Annotated in this window: 19 protein-coding genes; 6 read left to right on the forward strand and 13 right to left on the reverse strand. The window is 71.6% G+C overall.

Annotated features, from left to right (window positions below; all coding sequences use genetic code 11):
* Positions 1 to 66: 66 nt before the first annotated feature.
* Together ACFWXC_RS20540 and ACFWXC_RS20545 are read right to left on the reverse strand one after the other, a co-directional pair.
* Positions 67 to 324, reverse strand: coding sequence for a WhiB family transcriptional regulator (locus tag ACFWXC_RS20540; RefSeq protein WP_006142322.1), 258 nt, complete (start codon positions 322 to 324; stop codon positions 67 to 69).
* 320 nt (positions 325 to 644) lie between these two features.
* Positions 645 to 1613 (reverse strand): diacylglycerol/lipid kinase family protein, encoded by a 969-nt coding sequence (locus tag ACFWXC_RS20545; protein ID WP_384480586.1) that lies wholly within the window; start codon positions 1611 to 1613, stop codon positions 645 to 647.
* Positions 1614 to 1748: 135 nt separating this feature from the next.
* Between ACFWXC_RS20545 and ACFWXC_RS20550 the strand changes: the two genes are divergently transcribed.
* Complete coding sequence (locus tag ACFWXC_RS20550; protein WP_384480588.1) at positions 1749 to 2189, forward strand: hypothetical protein; 441 nt, start codon at positions 1749 to 1751, stop codon at positions 2187 to 2189.
* 21 nt (positions 2190 to 2210) lie between these two features.
* Here ACFWXC_RS20550 and ACFWXC_RS20555 read toward each other — a convergent pair whose 3' ends face one another.
* The 3 genes from ACFWXC_RS20555 to ACFWXC_RS20565 form a co-directional block, all read right to left on the reverse strand.
* Complete coding sequence (locus ACFWXC_RS20555; protein ID WP_384480590.1) at positions 2211 to 3305, reverse strand: RNA polymerase sigma factor SigF; 1095 nt, start codon at positions 3303 to 3305, stop codon at positions 2211 to 2213.
* Positions 3302 to 3715: an anti-sigma regulatory factor gene (locus ACFWXC_RS20560; RefSeq protein WP_020130755.1), complete on the reverse strand. Its 414-nt coding sequence runs from the start codon at positions 3713 to 3715 to the stop codon at positions 3302 to 3304. The genes ACFWXC_RS20555 and ACFWXC_RS20560 overlap by 4 nt, the downstream gene beginning before the upstream one ends.
* A 271-nt stretch (positions 3716 to 3986) precedes the next feature.
* Complete coding sequence (locus ACFWXC_RS20565) at positions 3987 to 4247, reverse strand: UBP-type zinc finger domain-containing protein (protein ID WP_384480592.1); 261 nt, start codon at positions 4245 to 4247, stop codon at positions 3987 to 3989.
* Positions 4248 to 4308: 61 nt separating this feature from the next.
* Between ACFWXC_RS20565 and ACFWXC_RS20570 the strand changes: the two genes are divergently transcribed.
* The gene (locus tag ACFWXC_RS20570) at positions 4309 to 5904 is read left to right on the forward strand and encodes a Na+/H+ antiporter (RefSeq protein ID WP_384480594.1); all 1596 of its coding nucleotides are present in this window, start codon (positions 4309 to 4311) and stop codon (positions 5902 to 5904) included.
* A gap of 20 nt (positions 5905 to 5924) precedes the next feature.
* Here ACFWXC_RS20570 and ACFWXC_RS20575 read toward each other — a convergent pair whose 3' ends face one another.
* Both ACFWXC_RS20575 and ACFWXC_RS20580 read right to left on the reverse strand, forming a co-directional pair.
* A complete protein-coding gene (locus ACFWXC_RS20575; RefSeq protein ID WP_384480596.1) occupies positions 5925 to 6833 on the reverse strand; it encodes a 1-aminocyclopropane-1-carboxylate deaminase/D-cysteine desulfhydrase in 909 nt (302 codons plus the stop codon).
* 6 nt (positions 6834 to 6839) lie between these two features.
* Complete coding sequence (locus tag ACFWXC_RS20580) at positions 6840 to 7430, reverse strand: N-acetylmuramoyl-L-alanine amidase (RefSeq protein WP_384480598.1); 591 nt, start codon at positions 7428 to 7430, stop codon at positions 6840 to 6842.
* Between the two features lie 287 nt (positions 7431 to 7717).
* On the opposite strand from ACFWXC_RS20580, the gene ACFWXC_RS20585 reads away from it, so the two are divergent.
* The 4 genes from ACFWXC_RS20585 to ACFWXC_RS20600 all read left to right on the forward strand — a co-directional run bounded on the left by ACFWXC_RS20585 (position 7718) and on the right by ACFWXC_RS20600 (position 11099).
* Entirely contained in the window at positions 7718 to 9124 is a 1407-nt protein-coding gene (locus ACFWXC_RS20585) for a family 2B encapsulin nanocompartment shell protein (RefSeq protein ID WP_384480600.1), read from the forward strand.
* A 113-nt stretch (positions 9125 to 9237) separates the two neighbouring features.
* Positions 9238 to 10338 (forward strand): family 2 encapsulin nanocompartment cargo protein polyprenyl transferase, encoded by a 1101-nt coding sequence (locus ACFWXC_RS20590; protein WP_384480602.1) that lies wholly within the window; start codon positions 9238 to 9240, stop codon positions 10336 to 10338.
* 208 nt (positions 10339 to 10546) lie between these two features.
* Positions 10547 to 10750, forward strand: coding sequence for a hypothetical protein (locus tag ACFWXC_RS20595; protein ID WP_384480603.1), 204 nt, complete (start codon positions 10547 to 10549; stop codon positions 10748 to 10750).
* A 16-nt stretch (positions 10751 to 10766) separates the two neighbouring features.
* Positions 10767 to 11099, forward strand: a complete 333-nt coding sequence (locus ACFWXC_RS20600) for a DUF952 domain-containing protein (protein WP_384480605.1) — start codon at positions 10767 to 10769, stop codon at positions 11097 to 11099.
* Here ACFWXC_RS20600 and ACFWXC_RS20605 read toward each other — a convergent pair.
* The 6 genes from ACFWXC_RS20605 to ACFWXC_RS20630 form a co-directional block, all read right to left on the reverse strand.
* A complete protein-coding gene (locus ACFWXC_RS20605) occupies positions 11096 to 11836 on the reverse strand; it encodes a VOC family protein (RefSeq protein ID WP_384480607.1) in 741 nt (246 codons plus the stop codon). The genes ACFWXC_RS20600 and ACFWXC_RS20605 overlap by 4 nt on opposite strands.
* Before the next feature lie 19 nt (positions 11837 to 11855).
* Complete coding sequence (locus ACFWXC_RS20610; protein WP_384480609.1) at positions 11856 to 12272, reverse strand: VOC family protein; 417 nt, start codon at positions 12270 to 12272, stop codon at positions 11856 to 11858.
* Positions 12273 to 12322: 50 nt separating this feature from the next.
* Positions 12323 to 13636, reverse strand: a complete 1314-nt coding sequence (locus ACFWXC_RS20615) for a Clp protease N-terminal domain-containing protein (protein WP_384480611.1) — start codon at positions 13634 to 13636, stop codon at positions 12323 to 12325.
* Entirely contained in the window at positions 13617 to 14933 is a 1317-nt protein-coding gene (locus tag ACFWXC_RS20620) for a tetratricopeptide repeat protein (protein WP_384480613.1), read from the reverse strand. Before ACFWXC_RS20620 ends, ACFWXC_RS20615 begins: the two co-directional genes overlap by 20 nt.
* A 1-nt stretch (position 14934) precedes the next feature.
* Positions 14935 to 15303, reverse strand: coding sequence for a hypothetical protein (locus ACFWXC_RS20625; protein WP_384480615.1), 369 nt, complete (start codon positions 15301 to 15303; stop codon positions 14935 to 14937).
* Between the two features lie 112 nt (positions 15304 to 15415).
* Positions 15416 to 15814 carry a helix-turn-helix transcriptional regulator gene (locus ACFWXC_RS20630; RefSeq protein ID WP_351705021.1) on the reverse strand — a complete coding sequence of 133 codons (399 nt, stop codon included), beginning with the start codon at positions 15812 to 15814 and terminating at the stop codon, positions 15416 to 15418.
* Positions 15815 to 15919: the final 105 nt, after the last annotated feature.

Consider the following 15919-nt stretch of genomic DNA (forward strand, 5'->3'; position numbering starts at 1 on the left):
TCGGGGGCGGGAGATGCGTACTCGCTGTACGCGCCGCCAAGCTCAGGCTGAGCGGGGTGGGTTGCGTCAGGCGGAGGCCTGACGAGCCCGGTTGCGGGCGGCACGGCGCTTCATCGCGCGACGCTCGTCCTCGCTGAGGCCACCCCAGACGCCGGAGTCCTGGCCGGACTCGAGCGCCCACTGCAGACACTGGTCCATAACGGGACAGCGACGGCAGACGGCCTTGGCTTCCTCGATCTGCAGCAGCGCAGGACCGGTGTTGCCGATGGGGAAGAAGAGCTCGGGGTCTTCCTCGCGGCAAACGGCGTTGTGACGCCAGTCCATGGCTGCTACCTCTCCTTGGTATTACATGCACGTTGCTTGTGAATGTGAACGCTTTCACGAATCCCTCAACAAGTGAAGGGCCGACCGCCAGGTTCCCTGGCAGGGGTCCTGTGAGTTGAAGGGGGATTCCGGTGATCAGTGGAGGCCGGTCTTGCGGGCCGTCCCGATCGCCACGTAGAGCCTCGCAAACCTCAGCGACGGATACAACCCCTTCCGGAAAGTTTTTTTTGATTCCTCGGTGTCGACTGGGTCACAGCCGTACTTCCATGGGGTGGATCCTGGCCTAAACGTTCGAGTGAAAGGACTTTGGCCCGTTCCGCTCACACAATCACACGCAGTGCGCGGCGTACGCCTGTGAACGTCACGCTCGTACGCAGTCCTAGGTGGTCGCCGTCCATCTGAAGGGGGAGGGGGACCTTCGAATGCAAGGTGAACTGGTCCAGATCGTGCAGGGACACGGCGTGCTTGCCATGGGGTCCGCGCTCGGGGGACGAAGTGAGCAACTGCGTGCCATACCGGGCAACCGCGGCGGTCGACAGACGGCTGAGACCGAGTACGTCGATGCCTTTATCGAACGAGGCCTTAGGCGACGTGTACATCGGGCGATTGCCGAGATACGTCCACGGCGAGGTGTTCGAGACTATCGCCACGACCAGATCGTCGATCGGGTCGGCACCCGGGCGCTCCAGGGTGATCGTGCCGTGCCGGCGGTGCTGCTCACCGAAGAACTGCCGGACGACCTGCCGTACATACAGGGCGTGCGTCGATTTCTTGCCGAGCTCGCGCTGCTGCTCGACCCGGCCGACCACACCGGCGTCGAAGCCGAGCCCCGCGTTGAAGGTGAACCAGCGGGCCGGGACCCCCTCGTCCGCGGTGCCGGGGGTGCCGGCGGTCAGCCCGAGGCCGACGACCCGCTCCTGCTTCTCGCGCAGCGCGGCGAGCAGCGCGCCGGTGGCCTCGACCGGGTCGTTGGGCAGGCCGAGGGCGCGGGCGAAGACATTGGTGGAGCCGCCGGGGACCACGGCGAGACCGGGCAGCCGGTCCGGGTCGGGGCCGGCGTAGAGGAGTCCGTTGACCACCTCGTTGACCGTTCCGTCGCCGCCGAGGGCCACGACGAGGTCGATGTCGTCGCTCTCCGCCGCCTGCCGGCCCAGGTCACGGGCGTGGCCGCGGTACTCGGTGGTGACGGCCTCCAGTTCGACCTCGCTCGCGAGCGCGTGGATCAGGACGTCGCGCCTACGTGCGCTTGTGGTGGTTGCCGCCGGATTGACCACGAGAAGTGCACGCATGGATTGCAGCGTACCTACTCGAAAGTACCGGGCCCAGGCCGTGTTAGGGATCCGGTAAGAGAAAGGGGCGTGAGTCTGAACACGTGGCCCTGCGGGGCGGGGCCGGTGTTTTCGGGCGAGGGCTACCCTTCTGGCGTGAGCAATGCGCCTACGGCCGAGAGGGCCGACGTAACCGACGGGTCCCGCCCACGGCGGCTGACGTATGCGGCCGCGCTGAGCGGACTGGAAGGGCTCGCACTGGCGGTCGGCGGGGTATGGATGCTCGTCCTCGGGCTCACCGGGTCTCCGGACGACCGGGGGCAGGCGGTCACCGGGGGCATCACCGTGATCGTGCTGGCGCTGCTGCCGCTGCTGGCGGCGCGGGGGCTGCTGCTGCGCAGGAGCTGGAGCCGGGGGCCCGCGGTGATCACGCAGATCATGGCGCTGCCGGTGGCCTACAGCCTGCTGCAGGCCGACAGTGCCGCCATTCCGGCGGGGATCGCGTTGGCCGTGGTGGCTGTGGCTTCGCTGGTTCTGCTGGTGAACTCCGCTACCACCCAGGCCCTGGGAATCAAGGGGCCCGGGCGTAGTAGCTGATCCGCGGGGCGCTGCGGAGACCTACTCCTCCACCAGCAGCTTCTCCCGGAGCTGAGCCAGCGTCCGGGCCAGCAGCCGGGAGACGTGCATCTGGCTGATGCCGACCTCCTGGGCGATCTGGGACTGGGTCATGTTGCCGAAGAAGCGGAGGAGAAGGATCCGCTTCTCTCGGGGCGGGAGGTCTTCCAGGAGCGGCTTGAGAGACTCGCGGTACTCGACGCCCTCCAGGGCCTCGTCCTCCGCGCCGAGCGTGTCGGCGACCGCCGGGGACTCGTCGTCGGTGTCGGGGACGTCCAGGGACAGCGTGGAGTACGCGTTGGCCGACTCCAGGCCCTCCAGGACCTCCTCCTCCGAGATCGCCAGCTTCTCGGCGAGCTCGTGGACCGTGGGGGAGCGGCCGTGCTGCTGGGACAGCTCCGCCGTGGCGGTCGTGAGCGCGAGACGCAGCTCCTGCAGACGGCGCGGGACGCGGACCGCCCAGCCCTTGTCGCGGAAGTGGCGCTTGATCTCGCCGACCACGGTCGGGGTGGCATACGTGGAGAACTCCACGCCCCGCTCCGGGTCGAACCGGTCGACCGACTTGATCAGGCCGATGGTGGCGACCTGGGTGAGGTCGTCCAGCGGCTCGCCGCGGTTGCGGAACCGGCGCGCGAGGTGCTCCACGAGCGGCAGGTGCATCCGGACCAGCTTGTTGCGCAGCTCCGCGTACTCGGGGCTGCCGTCCTTCAGCTTGCGCAGCTCGATGAACATGGCGCGCGCCCCGCTGCGGTCCTGAGGTCCGTGCTGGGTCGCCTGCACAACCTCCGCGGCCAGCGCCTCGTTCTCGGCGTATCGCTCGTGCTCGCTCATCGTCCCGCCCGTCGCCCTTCCACGAGCCTTCGCCCCGGCTCGGTCCGGGGCCGCGACCCCGTTCCGCCCTTCCGGAGGCGCGCTCTGCACGGCACCGTCAAGCCCGGCCGACGCGGAGGGTTCCTCCGGGTGCGGCCTGGCCTGTTCCGGGATGCCGTCGATGCCGTCAGCCATGCGGCGGGAACCGGCCTCGGGGTCTTCGCCCCCGGCCGGCAACTCCCGTGTGCCGCGCTCTTCGTCCCGCACCGGCCCGTCCCCGTTCCTCACGCCGGCCCGGGTCCCGCGCCGCGCTGTTTGTAGAGGCTGATCGTCACGGTCTTGTCCTCGTCGACGGCCGACGAGACCTTGCCCGCCAGGGCCGAGAGCACGGTCCAGGCGAACGTGTCGCGCGAAGGGGCGTGGCCGTCCGTGGTCGGGGCGGAGACCGTGACCTCCAGCGAGTCGTCGACGAGGCGGAAGACACAGCTGAGCACCGAGCCGGGAACGGCCTGCTGGAGCAGGATCGCGCAGGCCTCGTCCACCGCGATGCGCAGGTCCTCGATCTCGTCCAGGGTGAAGTCCAAGCGGGCGGCGAGACCGGCCGTGGCCGTCCGCAGCACCGACAGGTAGGCACCCGCAGCCGGCAGCCGGACTTCCACGAAGTCCTGGGTCGCGGGCTCGCCTGCGATCTGGGACACCCTCACCTCCATGGTGGTACAAGCTTTTCGGGGCCGAGGGTCGCCCCCCGGGGTAACGCACTACATGGTTCAGCGGTGACGCTACCGCGCTCCGAACTTTTCTGTCCCGGGACCCCAACCCCCTGGCGTCACTCACAGTAAACCTGTGGATACGCTCCGTGTCTAGGGGTCCGGCTTGCCCAATTGGGAAGAGCGCGCGCCGGGTTGACGTACCCCGGCGTCGAACCGTCGAACCGTCGCCACGGCCGCCTTCAGCAGCCGTAGTGCAGTGTCACACGAGGACGTGGTCGACGAAGCACCAGCGCCAGTCCTCGCCTGGCTCGAAGGTCCGCATCACGGGGTGACCGGACGTTTCGTGGTGGCCCGTCGCGTGTCTTCCCGGTGACGAGTCGCAGCAGCCGACATGGCCACAGGACAGACAGAGCCGCAGCTGGACCGGGTGCCAGCCCCGGGCGAGACACTCCGGGCAGGTCTCGTTCAGTGGCTCGGGTTCCGGGTGCGGCAGCGCGCCGGCGTGCGTGCACTGTTTCATGATTGCCAGATTACGACGGCTGTGCGGGTGGCCGCGCGGAAAATGAGGGCGGGCGAGGATCATGGACGTGTTGCCACTGCTGTTGCTGGTGGCCGGAAGCGCGGCGATCGCCGGTGCGGCGCGTCGCACCCCGGTGCCGGCGCCCCTGCTGCTGGTCGCCGTCGGGCTGGCCGTGTCGTACATTCCCGGAGTTCCCGACTACACCCTCGACCCGGACATCGTGCTGCCACTGGTGCTGCCCCCGCTGCTGTACAAGGAAGGCACCGAGAGCTCGTATCTCGATCTGCGGGCCAACATGCGGCCCGTGGCGCTGCTGTCGGTGGGGTACGTGCTCTTCGCGACCTTCGTGGTCGGCTGGGCCGCCTACGTGATCGTGCCCGGGCTGCCGCTGCCCGCGGCGCTGGCGCTGGGCGCGGTGCTGGCGCCCACGGACGCCGTCGCGGCCGCCGCGATCGCCCGCCGGGTGGGGCTGCCGTCCCGGCTCACCACGATCCTTCAGGGCGAGTCCCTGCTGAACGACGCCACCGCGATCACCGCCTACCGGGTGGCCGTCGCGGCCGCCCTCGGCGAGGGCGCCTCCTGGATCCACGGGGTCGGCGAGTTCCTGGTGGCCGCGATCGGCGGCGTGCTGGTCGGGCTGGCGCTGATGGTGCCGATCCACTGGCTGCGCACCCATCTCCAGGAGCCCCTGCTCCAGAACACGCTGTCGCTGCTGATCCCGTTCGTCGCCTACGGCGTCGCCGAGCAGTTCCACGCCTCCGGTGTGCTGGCGGTCGTGGTGGTCGCCCTCTATCTCGGCCACCGCGCCTGGGAGGTCGACTTCGCCACCCGTCTCCAGGAGGACGCGGTGTGGCGGATGGTCGCGTTCCTGCTGGAGTCGGCGGTCTTCGCGCTGATCGGACTGCAACTGCCGGTCGTCCTGAAGGGGCTCGGCGCGTACAAGGGCATCGACGCCACCTGGTACGCGATCGCCCTCTTCCTCGTCGTGGTCGCGGCCCGGTTCGTGTGGATCTACCCGGCGGCCTTCCTGCCGCGCCTGCTGTTCCGGCGGATCCGCGAACGGGAGGAGAGTCCCACCTGGAGAACGCCCGTCGTCGAGTCCTGGGCCGCCATGCGCGGGGTCGTCTCGCTGGCCATCGCCTTCTCGATCCCGCTCACCGTGCACGACGGCGGTGACTTCCCGCAGCGCAACCTGATCCTGTTCCTGACCTTCACGACCGTCATCGGCACCCTGGTGGTGCAGGGCCTCAGCCTGGCCCCGCTGATCCGCCTGATGAAGTTTCCGCCCCGGGACGTGCAGGCCGAGACCCTCGCCGAGGCCAACGCCCAGGCGCAGGCGTCCCGCGCGGCCGAGAACCGCCTCGCCGAACTCCTCTCCGACGAACGCAACGAGCTGCCGCCGCCACTCGCCGACCGCCTGCGCTCGGTCCTGGAACGCCGCCGCAACGCCGTCTGGGAGCGCCTCGGCCAGACCAACCCCGTCACCGGCGAGTCGGTCGACGACACCTACCGCCGGCTGTCCCGCGACATGATCAGCGCCGAACGCGCGGTCTTCGTCCGGCTCCGCGACAAGCGCTACATCGACGACGAGATGCTCCGCACCCTGCTGCGCCGACTGGACCTGGAGGAGGCGGCGGCGTACCGGGAGGCGGCCTGAGTCACCAGGAGAAGCACTGGTCAGGCGGTGATGACCGCCGCCACCCGGGTCCCGCGCTCCCACGCGCCTTCCGTCGCCAGCTCGACAAGCCCATACAGCAATTTGGCGACATACAACCGTTCCACCGCCATCCCGTGCCGGTCCTCGAAGTCCCGCGCGAAGTCGTCGAGTCCGGGCGCCGTCCGCGCGTATCCGCCGAAGTGGAACCGCTCGTCGAGCGACCAGTCCCCCCGGCGTCCCCCGAACGCCTCGGTCTGGAGCCGCTCCGCCTCCCCCGCCAGGAACCCGCCCCGCAGCACCGGCACCCCCAGCGCCCGCTGTCCCGCGCCCAGCCCGGCGGCGAGCCCGGCCAGCGTGCCCCCGGTCCCGCACGCGATCGCCACCAGGTCGGCCCGTCCGCGCAGCTCCTCGCCGAGGGCCCGGCACCCGCGTACCGCCGCCGCGTTGCTGCCGCCCTCCGGCACGACATACGCGTGCTCGGCCCCCGCCGCCCGCGCCAGAGCGGCCAGCACCTCCGGTTCGGTCTTGCGCCGGTAGGTCGACCTGTCGACGAAGTGCAGACGCATGCCGTCGGCCGTGCACCGGGCCAGCGAGGGGTTCAGCGGCCGGGCGGCCAGTTCCTCGCCCCGGACCACGCCCACCGTCGGAAAACCGAGCAGGCGCCCGGCGGCGGCCGTCGCCCGCAGATGGTTGGAGTACGCCCCGCCGAAGGTGAGCACCGGCCGTCCGGCCGCCGCCTCGATGTTCGGGACCAGCTTGCGCCACTTGTTGCCGATCAGCTCCGGGTGGATCAGGTCGTCCCGCTTGAGGAGGAGCCGGACGCCCTGGCGGGCGAACCGGTCGTCGGCCACCTCCTCAAGGGGGGACGGGAGCCGGGGCGAAAGTATGTCGGCGCTGGTCACGCCGTCATTGTCGCCCGTAGCGCGCATCGGGGCTCACTTCAGGCGGTCCCGGACGCGCTCGCGCAGCCAGCCCATGGTGAAGCCGCGGGGGTCCACCTTCCCGGGCTGCCACTCCGCGTGGCCGATCACCGACCGTTCGGACCAGCCGTGCCGCCGGCACACCGCCGCGGCCACCTTCTCGATCGCCTCCAGCTGGGCCTCGGGCCAGGGGTCCTCGCCGTCGCCCAGGTTCTCGCACTCGAAGCCGTAGAAGTGCCGGTTGCCGTCGGTGTTCGCCTCGTTGTCCGGGGGCAGGGCCTTCTCCGCGATCACGGCGCGCAGGACGTCGTCGTCGCCCAGTCCCGCGTGGTTGGCGCGGCCGTGGCCGACGAGGTGGACCGTGCCATCCTTGGTGATGACGCCGTGGCACAGCGGGCCGGGGAGGTCGGGGCGGCCGTCGTAGCAGATCCGGACCGTGGCTCCGGTGCCGTGGGTCACCGAGTGGTGGATCATCACGCCGTGGACGGGGCCCCAGGGTCCCTTGTGGTTCCGGTTGTGTTCTCTCCAGTCGCCGACCTCGACGACCGAGACGCCCTCGTTCCGCAACGCGTCGAGGAAAGCGCCCGCGGACATGGGTGGGGCCATGACCGCCTCCTTCGCTTTTGTACTGGCTTGTGCCGGAACTTCTACCGAAGGTGCGGGCCCCGGACCAGCTCCCACGAAGGTGTTCGGATCGTGTGCGAGCCGATCCGGACAAGTCGCCATATCGCGGGTCAGGCGAGCGGATATTCGCCCGGCATGCCCACTTGTTCGATGATCTATTCCCGCTCTTTCGGGTAATGGCCCCGACACGTTCCGTGATGACAGGGTGGCCGGTGAGACCGATGCGCGGGCAGTTCGGCGCCCGCGCAGGTATGGGAGGGCATTTCCTTATGTCGGTAGGCGAAGAGGTCCGCACGGATCAGGGCAAGCCGCAGCAGTCTCTGGACACGGCGGCCGCGCGGAACCTGGCCACCACGACCAAGTCCGCGCCCCAGATGCAGGAGATCAGCTCCCGCTGGCTGCTGCGGACGCTGCCCTGGGTAGATGTCCAGGGCGGCACGTACCGAGTGAACCGGCGGCTCACCTACACGGTCGGCGACGGCCGTATCACGTTCCTGAAGACCGGCGACCGGGTCGAGGTCATCCCCGCGGAGCTGGGCGAGCTGCCCATCCTGCGGTCCTACGAGGACCAGGAGGTGCTGGGGGAGCTGGCCCAGCGCTGCCGGCAGCGCGAATTCGCCGCGGGCGAGGTCATCACCTCGTTCGGCAACCAGGCGGAGGAGGTCTATCTGCTGGCCCACGGCCGTGTCGAGAAGATCGGCACCGGCCCGTACGGCGACGACGCGGTGCTCGGCGTCCTCGCCGACGGCGCGCACTTCGGCGAGCAGGGCCTGATCGACCCGGACGCCATCTGGGAGTACACCGCCCGCGCGGACACGGCCTGCACCGTGCTGACCCTGTCCCGGCAGGACTTCGAGCAGGTCGCGGAGCGCGCCGACTCGCTGCGCGAGCACCTTCAGCAGCTGCGCGCGATCCCCGAGCAGCGCACCAACAAGTTCGGCGAGAAGGAGGTCGCCCTCGCGGCCGGCCACAGCGGCGAGCCCGAGATCCCGCACACCTTCGTCGACTACGAGGCCCGGCCGCGCGAGTACGAGCTGAGCATCGCCCAGACCGTGCTGCGCATCCACACCCGGGTGGCCGACCTCTACAACCAGCCGATGAACCAGACCGAGCATCAGCTCCGGCTCACCGTCGAGGCGTTGAAGGAGCGCCAGGAGCACGAGCTGATCAACAACGCCGAGTTCGGTCTGCTCAGCAACTGCCAGTACGACCAGCGGCTGCAGCCGCACGACGGCGTGCCCAGCCCGGACGACATGGACGAGCTGCTCAGCCGCCGCCGCGGCACCAAGCTCTTGCTCGCCCACCCGCGAGCGATCGCCGCCTTCGGCCGTGAGCTCAACAAGCGGGGACTGGTCCCCGAGTCCGTCGAGGTCGGCGGCAACCGCATCCCGACCTGGCGCGGGGTCCCGATCTACCCGTGCAACAAGATCCCGGTCTCCGACGCCCGGACCACGTCGATCATCGCCATGCGTACGGGCGAGGCGGACCAGGGCGTCATCGGGCTGCGCCAGTCCGGGATCCCCGACGAGATCGAGCCGAGCCTCTCGGTGCGCTTCATGGGCATCAACGAGCAGGCCATCATCAACTACCTGGTCACGGCCTACTACTCGGCGGCCGTCCTGGTCCCCGACGCGCTCGGCGTGCTGGAGAACGTCGAGATCGGCCGCTGGAGGTGACGTTTCCGCACTTGGCGGCCGTGTTCCCGCCCTCCGGGGCGGGTACACCCTCGGGGTACGTGCCGAGCCGGGGCGGAGACGCCACCGTATGCGCACTCCGCGAGGGGGAGGCCATGGCCGAGTTCGTGACGGAGCGGCAGCAGGTTGCCACGGGGGTGCCGCCGGAGAGGTCCGAGTCCCCCGACGGGGCCGAGGCGACGGCCATACTGGAGCGGGCCCGGGCCTGCGTCGATCCCGAACTGCACGCGGCCGTCGACTCGTTGCCCGGTTCGATGCGGCGGATCGCGCGCTACCACTTCGGGTGGGAGCAGGCGGACGGCACCCCGGCGGCCGGCGACGCGGGCAAGGCCATCCGGCCCGCCCTGGTCCTCGCCGCCGCCGACGCGCTCGGCGGACCGGCAGCCCGCGCGACCGCCGTACGGGCCGCGGCCGCGGTGGAGCTGGTGCACAACTTCACGCTGCTGCACGACGACGTCATGGACCGGGACACCTCCCGCAGGCACCGGCCCACGGCCTGGACCGTGTTCGGTGACGCCGACGCGATCCTCGCCGGGGACGCCCTCCAGGCGCTGGCCCTGCGGCTGCTCGCCGAGGACCCGCACCCGGCGTCCGGCCCGGCCGCCGCCCGGCTCGCCCAGTGCGTCCTCGAACTGTGCGCCGGTCAGCACGCGGACACGGCCATGGAGGACCGGGCCCCCGGCGAGGTCACCCTCGACGAGGTGCTCGTCATGGCCGAGGCCAAGACCGGGGCGCTGCTCGGCTCCGCCTGCGCCCTGGGAGCGCTGTACGCGGGGGCGGCAGCGGAGGAGGTGGCCGCGCTCGACGGCTTCGGCCGGCAGGCCGGGCTCGCCTTCCAGCTGATCGACGACGTCATCGGGATATGGGGTGATCCACGGCGTACCGGCAAGCCGGCCGGCGCGGACCTGGCAGCCCGCAAGAAGTCCCTGCCGGTCGTCGCGGCCCTCACCTCCGGCACCCCGGCCGCGGACGAACTCGCCGAGCTGTACGCCAGGCCGCGGGTGCGGGCCGACGCCGACGAGATCGCGCGAACGGCACTGGCCGTGGAGCGGGCGGGCGGCCGCGACTGGGCGCAGGCCGAGGCGGCCGACCGGATGGCCCGGGCTGTGCAGGAGCTCGCCCGTGCCGTACCCGCACCCGAGTCGGCCGGCGGTCTGCTCGCGCTCGCCGAGTTCGTGACCCGGCGCAGCAGGTGAAGACCCCGGAGTCCCCGGAACCGTGCGGCTCCTGACCCCGCACGGCCCCCGGGGGCTCCGGCCCGACGGGTCCCGCACATCCCCACGGTGTGCGGGGCCCGCCGATTTCCGCTTTTTCCCGCCGTTCACCGCCGTTCACCGCCGTTCATCGCTGTTTTCCGCTGTTTTCCAACGGGCAGCGCTTCCGGCCTCGGCCTACGCTGGGGGTATGGACAGCCAAGGCCAGGTTTGTCCGGTGTGCGGGCAGACCGTCGGGAGTGTGGTGCGTCGGCACAAGACGCTGGGTGCGTGGGTTCCCGTCTGGAGGCCCGGTCCCTGCCGTAACCCCGACTGCGCCGAGAACCGCACAGAAGAGCAGCCGGCGCCCCAGCCCGCGCCGCCCGAATCGGATGATGCGAGCCCTGCTCGCTGACCCGTAGCGTGCTCCCATGACCGGACTTCCGAACATCCTGCACATCACCGAGCGTTCCCTGTGGGAGGAGGCCCGTGCGCGGGGCACCTACGAGCTGTCCACCCGCGGCCGCACCCTCCGGGAGGAGGGCTTCATCCACTGCTCCACCCGCGACCAACTCCCGCGCATAGCCGCCTTCCTGTACGGCTCCTACGACGGCCCGGACGAGCTGGTGGTGCTGGTCGTGGACCCGGCCCTGGTCGGCGTACCGGTGAAGTGGGAGTCGGCGGAGCCGGGCGGCGAGGAGTTCCCGCACGTGTACGGGCCGATCCCGGTCACGGCCGTGGTGGATGTGGAGCCCTGGGGCTAGCCACGGACCGGAAGTCCGCCGGTCTCCGGGTCCCGGCCGGTCAGGCAGTAGACGCCGCCCGCCGGGTCGCGCAGGACCGTCCAGTGCCGGCCGTCGGCCACATGGACGGCGCCGAGCTCCTCGTGCCGGGCCCGGGTCGCCGCGATGTCCGCGCAGGCCAGGTCGAGGTGGGCGGCGGCGGGCCGCTCGTCGGCCAGCCGCTGGAGCAGGATCCGCACGGGTAGCCCCGCCGGAGGCCTGAGCACCCGGAACTCCGGCAGCACACCGGTCAGCAGCTCCCAGCCGGTCAGCTCCGCCCAGAACGCGGTCTCCGTCTCGTACGCGGACGGCGGGATGTCGAGGCTGACCTGGTCGAGCCGGCTGCCCGCGGCGACCGGCGGCCGTACCGACTCCCCCTGCCAGGGCACCGCGCACCACAACTGCCCGGCGGGCGACCGCAGTACGGCCCAGCCCTCGTGCTCGGCGACCGGTTCGGCACCGAGTTCCCGGGCCCGCTTCACCAGGCCCGGCACGTCCTCCGCACAGAGGTCCAGGTGGGCTCCGCCGGGGCCCGAGTCGACGCCCTGGAGCTTGACGCAGGCGTCGACGCCGGTGGCCGGCAGGAGCGTCACGAACTCGTCGTTCTCCCCGCGGGGTGCGGAGAGGAAGGTGCCGGTGACGGCCGTCCAGAAGGCCTGGGCGGCGGCGAGGTGCGCGGCGGGGCGGTCGGCGAAGGCGTACGTCCAGCGGATGGTCATGGACGGGATCGTAAAGGTGCTAGTTGTCCCGGCGTTCCGTGAAGCGCAGCAGGTTGCCCGCCGGATCCCGGAACGCGCAGTCCCGGACACCCCAGTGCTGGTCCGTCGGCTCCTGGATCACGTCACCGCCGTGTTCCCGCACCCGCTCGTAGAGCGCGTCGCAGTCGGTGGTGGAGAAGATCACCCCGCGCAGCATGCCCTTGGCGAGCAGCTCCGCCATGGCCTGCCGGTCGGCGGGGGAGGCGTCCGGGTTGGCGCCGGGCGGCTCCAGCACGATCTCCACGCCCGGCTGCTGGGGCGACCCGACGGTCACCCAGCGCATCCCCTCGAACGCCACGTCGTTGTGGACCTCCAGGCCGAGGACGTCCCGGTAGAAGGCCAGAGCCTTGTCATGGTCGTCGACGGCGATGAAACACTGCGCGAGTTTTACGTCCATGGGGTCAGGCTAGGAGGAAACGGCCGGCCGTGCCGGATCGGCTCATGGCCTCAGCTCATGGCCCAGACGTAGGGGTCGTGCCCGGGGGGCGGGCCGGCCTGAGCGGTGGGGGCCGGGGTGCGGATCCCCGAGGTGGTGGCGAGGGCCTCGGTGACATGGGCGGCCGTGACGGTCAGCGGGCCGTCCGGGGGTGGGTCCGCGCGGGCGGCATGGGTCCGGGCCAGGGCCGCCGCCTCGTCCAGGAGGTCGAACGCCGAGCCGGGCAGCGCCCGGTCCGGCACGTGGTCGTGGGCGAGGGCGGCGGCCGTCGCCAGGGCCTCGTCGGTGAGTGTCACCGCGTGGTGCTCCTCCAGGCCCGCCCGCCCGGCGCGGAGGATCTCGCGTACGTCGGCGGCGGGCGGCTCTTCGAGCGGGACGGGCTGGACGAGACGGTCGAGGCCGGGGTCGGGGTCCCGGCGGTCGTAGTCCCTCGGGCCGCAGTCGCCGAAGACCAGGACCCCCGGGGCGTCCAGGAGCGGGCGGAGCAGACCGAGGGGGGTGGTGGTGCCCTCGGGCAGGCGCAGGGGGGTGAGGGCACCCTTCAGGTAGAGCACCAGGCCGGTGCTCCCCTTGATCTCGTTGAGGAGGCCGGCGATCAGGGCGGTGCCGCGGGCGCGGTGCTCGGGGTCGGTCAGGACGGCACTCAGGTCGAGGGCGCGGACCCGGTGGCGGAGGAGGGCGTCCGGTACCCGGCCCTCGCCGACGGCCCGGGCGACCCCCACGGCCACGGCCTCCTTGCCCACGCCGGGCGGGCCGGTGAGGAGCGGGACCCGGCGGTCACGGCGGGTGAGGGTGCGCAGGACCCGGTCGATCTCGGCGGTGCGGCCGATGACGGGCAGGGCGCCGGCGGCCGGATCCCGGGTGAGGGACTCCAGCAGGGAGAGGGTGGCCGGGTCCCGGCTGAGGGAGTCCGGGGCGGTGGAGGACGCGCGGACCCGCCCGGGGGCGAACTGGTGTTCCGTGAGGATGTCCGCCGGCAGGGTGTGCGCGGTGGCCAGCAGCGCGAGCAGGATGTGAACGGGCTGCACGAGCCGGTGACCGAGCCGGTCGGCCTCCTGAGGCGCCCGCTCGAAGACGGCGGTGGTCTCACCGGTCAGCGGCAGGTGGTCCCCCGGTTCGGCCGTGCCCCGGCCCAGGGCGGTGGTCAGCGCCGCGCGCAGCCCTTCGGCGGGGGTGCCGAGCAGCCCTACGACCTCGGTCTCGTCCGCGACGAGCAGCGCGAGCAGGACATGCCCGGACTCGACGTACCAGTGCCGGAGCGCCCGTGCCTCCTCGCGGGCGAGGTCGACGACCTCCCGCGCCCGGTCACTGAACCTCTCGTACATGGCTCACCCCCGCCAGGTCCGCCCGGGCCCTTCGGGTGTGCGGGTGCTCCGCGCCCAGCAGCCGCTCCCGTACCGCCACCACCTCCCGCAGCAGTGCCAGTGCCTCCTCCCGGCCGCCCGCGAACGCCAGGTTGCGGGCCAGCAGATGCCGGGTCCGCAGCGTGTGCGGATGTTCCGTGCCCAGTACCCGCCCCCGGTCCGCGAGCAGCACCCGGAGCATCCCGACCGCCTCCTCCCGGTGCCCCGCCTCGCCGAGGTTGACGGCGAGGAACTGCCGGGTGCGCAGGGTGTCCTCGTGGTCGGGGCCGAGCAGCCGCAGCTGTTCGGCGAGGAGCCGGCGCAGCAGCCCGGCCGCCTCCACGGGACTGCCGGCGCCGCCGAGGCTGTGCGCGTGGGACTGGCGGCCGCGCAGGGTGTCCTCGTGCTCGGCGCCCAGGATCCGGGTCTGCTCGTCGACGATCTCCCGGAGCAGCGCGGCGGCCCCCGTCCAGTCCCCGGCCCGGCCCTGCTCGACCGCGGCCGTGTGGCGGCGGCGCAGCTCGGGCCCGGCGGTGGTGCCGAACGCGCGGTTGATGCCCAGGGCGATCGAACTGGCCGTGCCGGCGCCCCGGTTGCGCGGGGTGGGCAGGCCCTCGGCGGCCATGATGGCGCTCAGGCGGCGGTAGAGGTCGTCGACCGTGAGCAACTCGGGCCCGCCGACCACTCCTTCGCGCAGCAGGCGTATCAACCGGCCCGAGAACGCCGTGTGTTCCTCGTCGGGGAGGGCGAGGGCGACCTGATCGCGCTGGGCGGAGGTCAGAACGTAGGTGCCGGCCACCTCCAGCCGGTCGATCCGCCCGGTGTCGCCGCTGAGCGAGTCGCCGACGGCCCGGCCGGAGAAGCAGCAGTCGAGGACGACCACCTTGGTCTCGGCGGGGGAGTCCAGGACGGCGTCGCGCAGCTTGTCGTACTCCAGGGAGTTGAACTCGGGCGCCTCCCAGCGGCTGTCCGGCAGCGCCAGGTACAGGCTGTGGCGGCGGCCGGCGACCAGGCCGTGACCGGCGTAGTAGACCAGCAGCAGGTCCTCGGCCTCGGCGACGGCGGAGCGCAGCCGGTCGCCGACCGTGCGCAGGTCGCCGTCGTCGAGCAGGACCGTGCAGTGGCTCTCGGGGACGAGCCGGTACAAGGGCTCGGTGAGCAGCCCGGCGAGGTCGGTCACGGTCCGTTCGACGGACGGCAGGTCGGGCAGTGCCGGGTCGGAGTAGCGGCTCGCGCCGATCAGGACGACCCGGGAGCGGTGGGGGTCGGGGAGGCGCATGTCACCCGCCCTGGTCCGGCCGCTCCTCCAGGGCTTGCCGCAGGATCTGTTCGACGTCCTCGCGGCTGACCCGCTTGGCGTCGATCTCGACGGCCGGGCCGTGCTCGTGCTTGACGCTCAGTTTCACGTCGCTGCGGCGCGGCTGGGTGATCCAGGCGCGCAGACAGGAGGCGAGCACGGTGAGCGGGCCGCCCGCGCCCAGCAGCACGGACACCGTGTCGAGCGGGACGCCCAGCCGGCCCTCGGCCGGGGCGCCCCCGGTCAGTCGGACCTTGCCGGCGAGCGTCGGCTCGCCGCTGAGCCAGTCGGCCAGGGACTCTGCGTCCGTGACCGGGGCGGGGCTCAGGACAGAGATGATCGCAGTTGCCAAGGATCCCCCCGATGCGTGCACCGACCTTGCCCGAAGCGTGCACGGACGCTGTCGGGCGACGGTGTCGACCTTGACGGCCAGTGTAGGGCCGGGGCAGCGGAAAGCGACCTGGTCAGTACGGACGGCGACGGGGCCTGGTGAACGTACGGGCCACACAGGACGGGATCACCGTGCTCTCCTCGTGGTCCCGCGCCCGGTACGCGCTCGGCGTCTCCCCGACCAGCTCGGTGAACCGCGAGCTGAAGGACCCCAGCGACGTACAGCCGACGGCCATGCACACGTCCGTGACCGTGAGGTCGCCGCGCCGCAGCAGCGCCTTGGCCCGTTCGACCCGGCGGGTCATGAGATAGCTGTACGGCGTCTCCCCGAAGGCCTTGCGGAAGCTGCGCTGGAAGTGTCCCGGGGACATGAGGGCCGTCCTGGCGAGCTCGGTCATGTCGAGCGGCTCGGCGTACTCGCGGTCCATGCGGTCGCGCGCCCGGCGCAGCCGTCTCAGGTCCTCCAGGGTCATGGCCTCAGCATGGCATGCACATCCCCCACACGGACCAGCTCTGTTCTTGAACCTTCGTTTGCCTCCGGTTCTCGCGCAATTGGCTCGCGCTTGTTTGCATTAAAG

The sequence above is a fragment of the Streptomyces sp. NPDC058683 genome (assembly GCF_042716195.1).
Classification (GTDB): Bacteria; Actinomycetota; Actinomycetes; order Streptomycetales; family Streptomycetaceae; genus Streptomyces.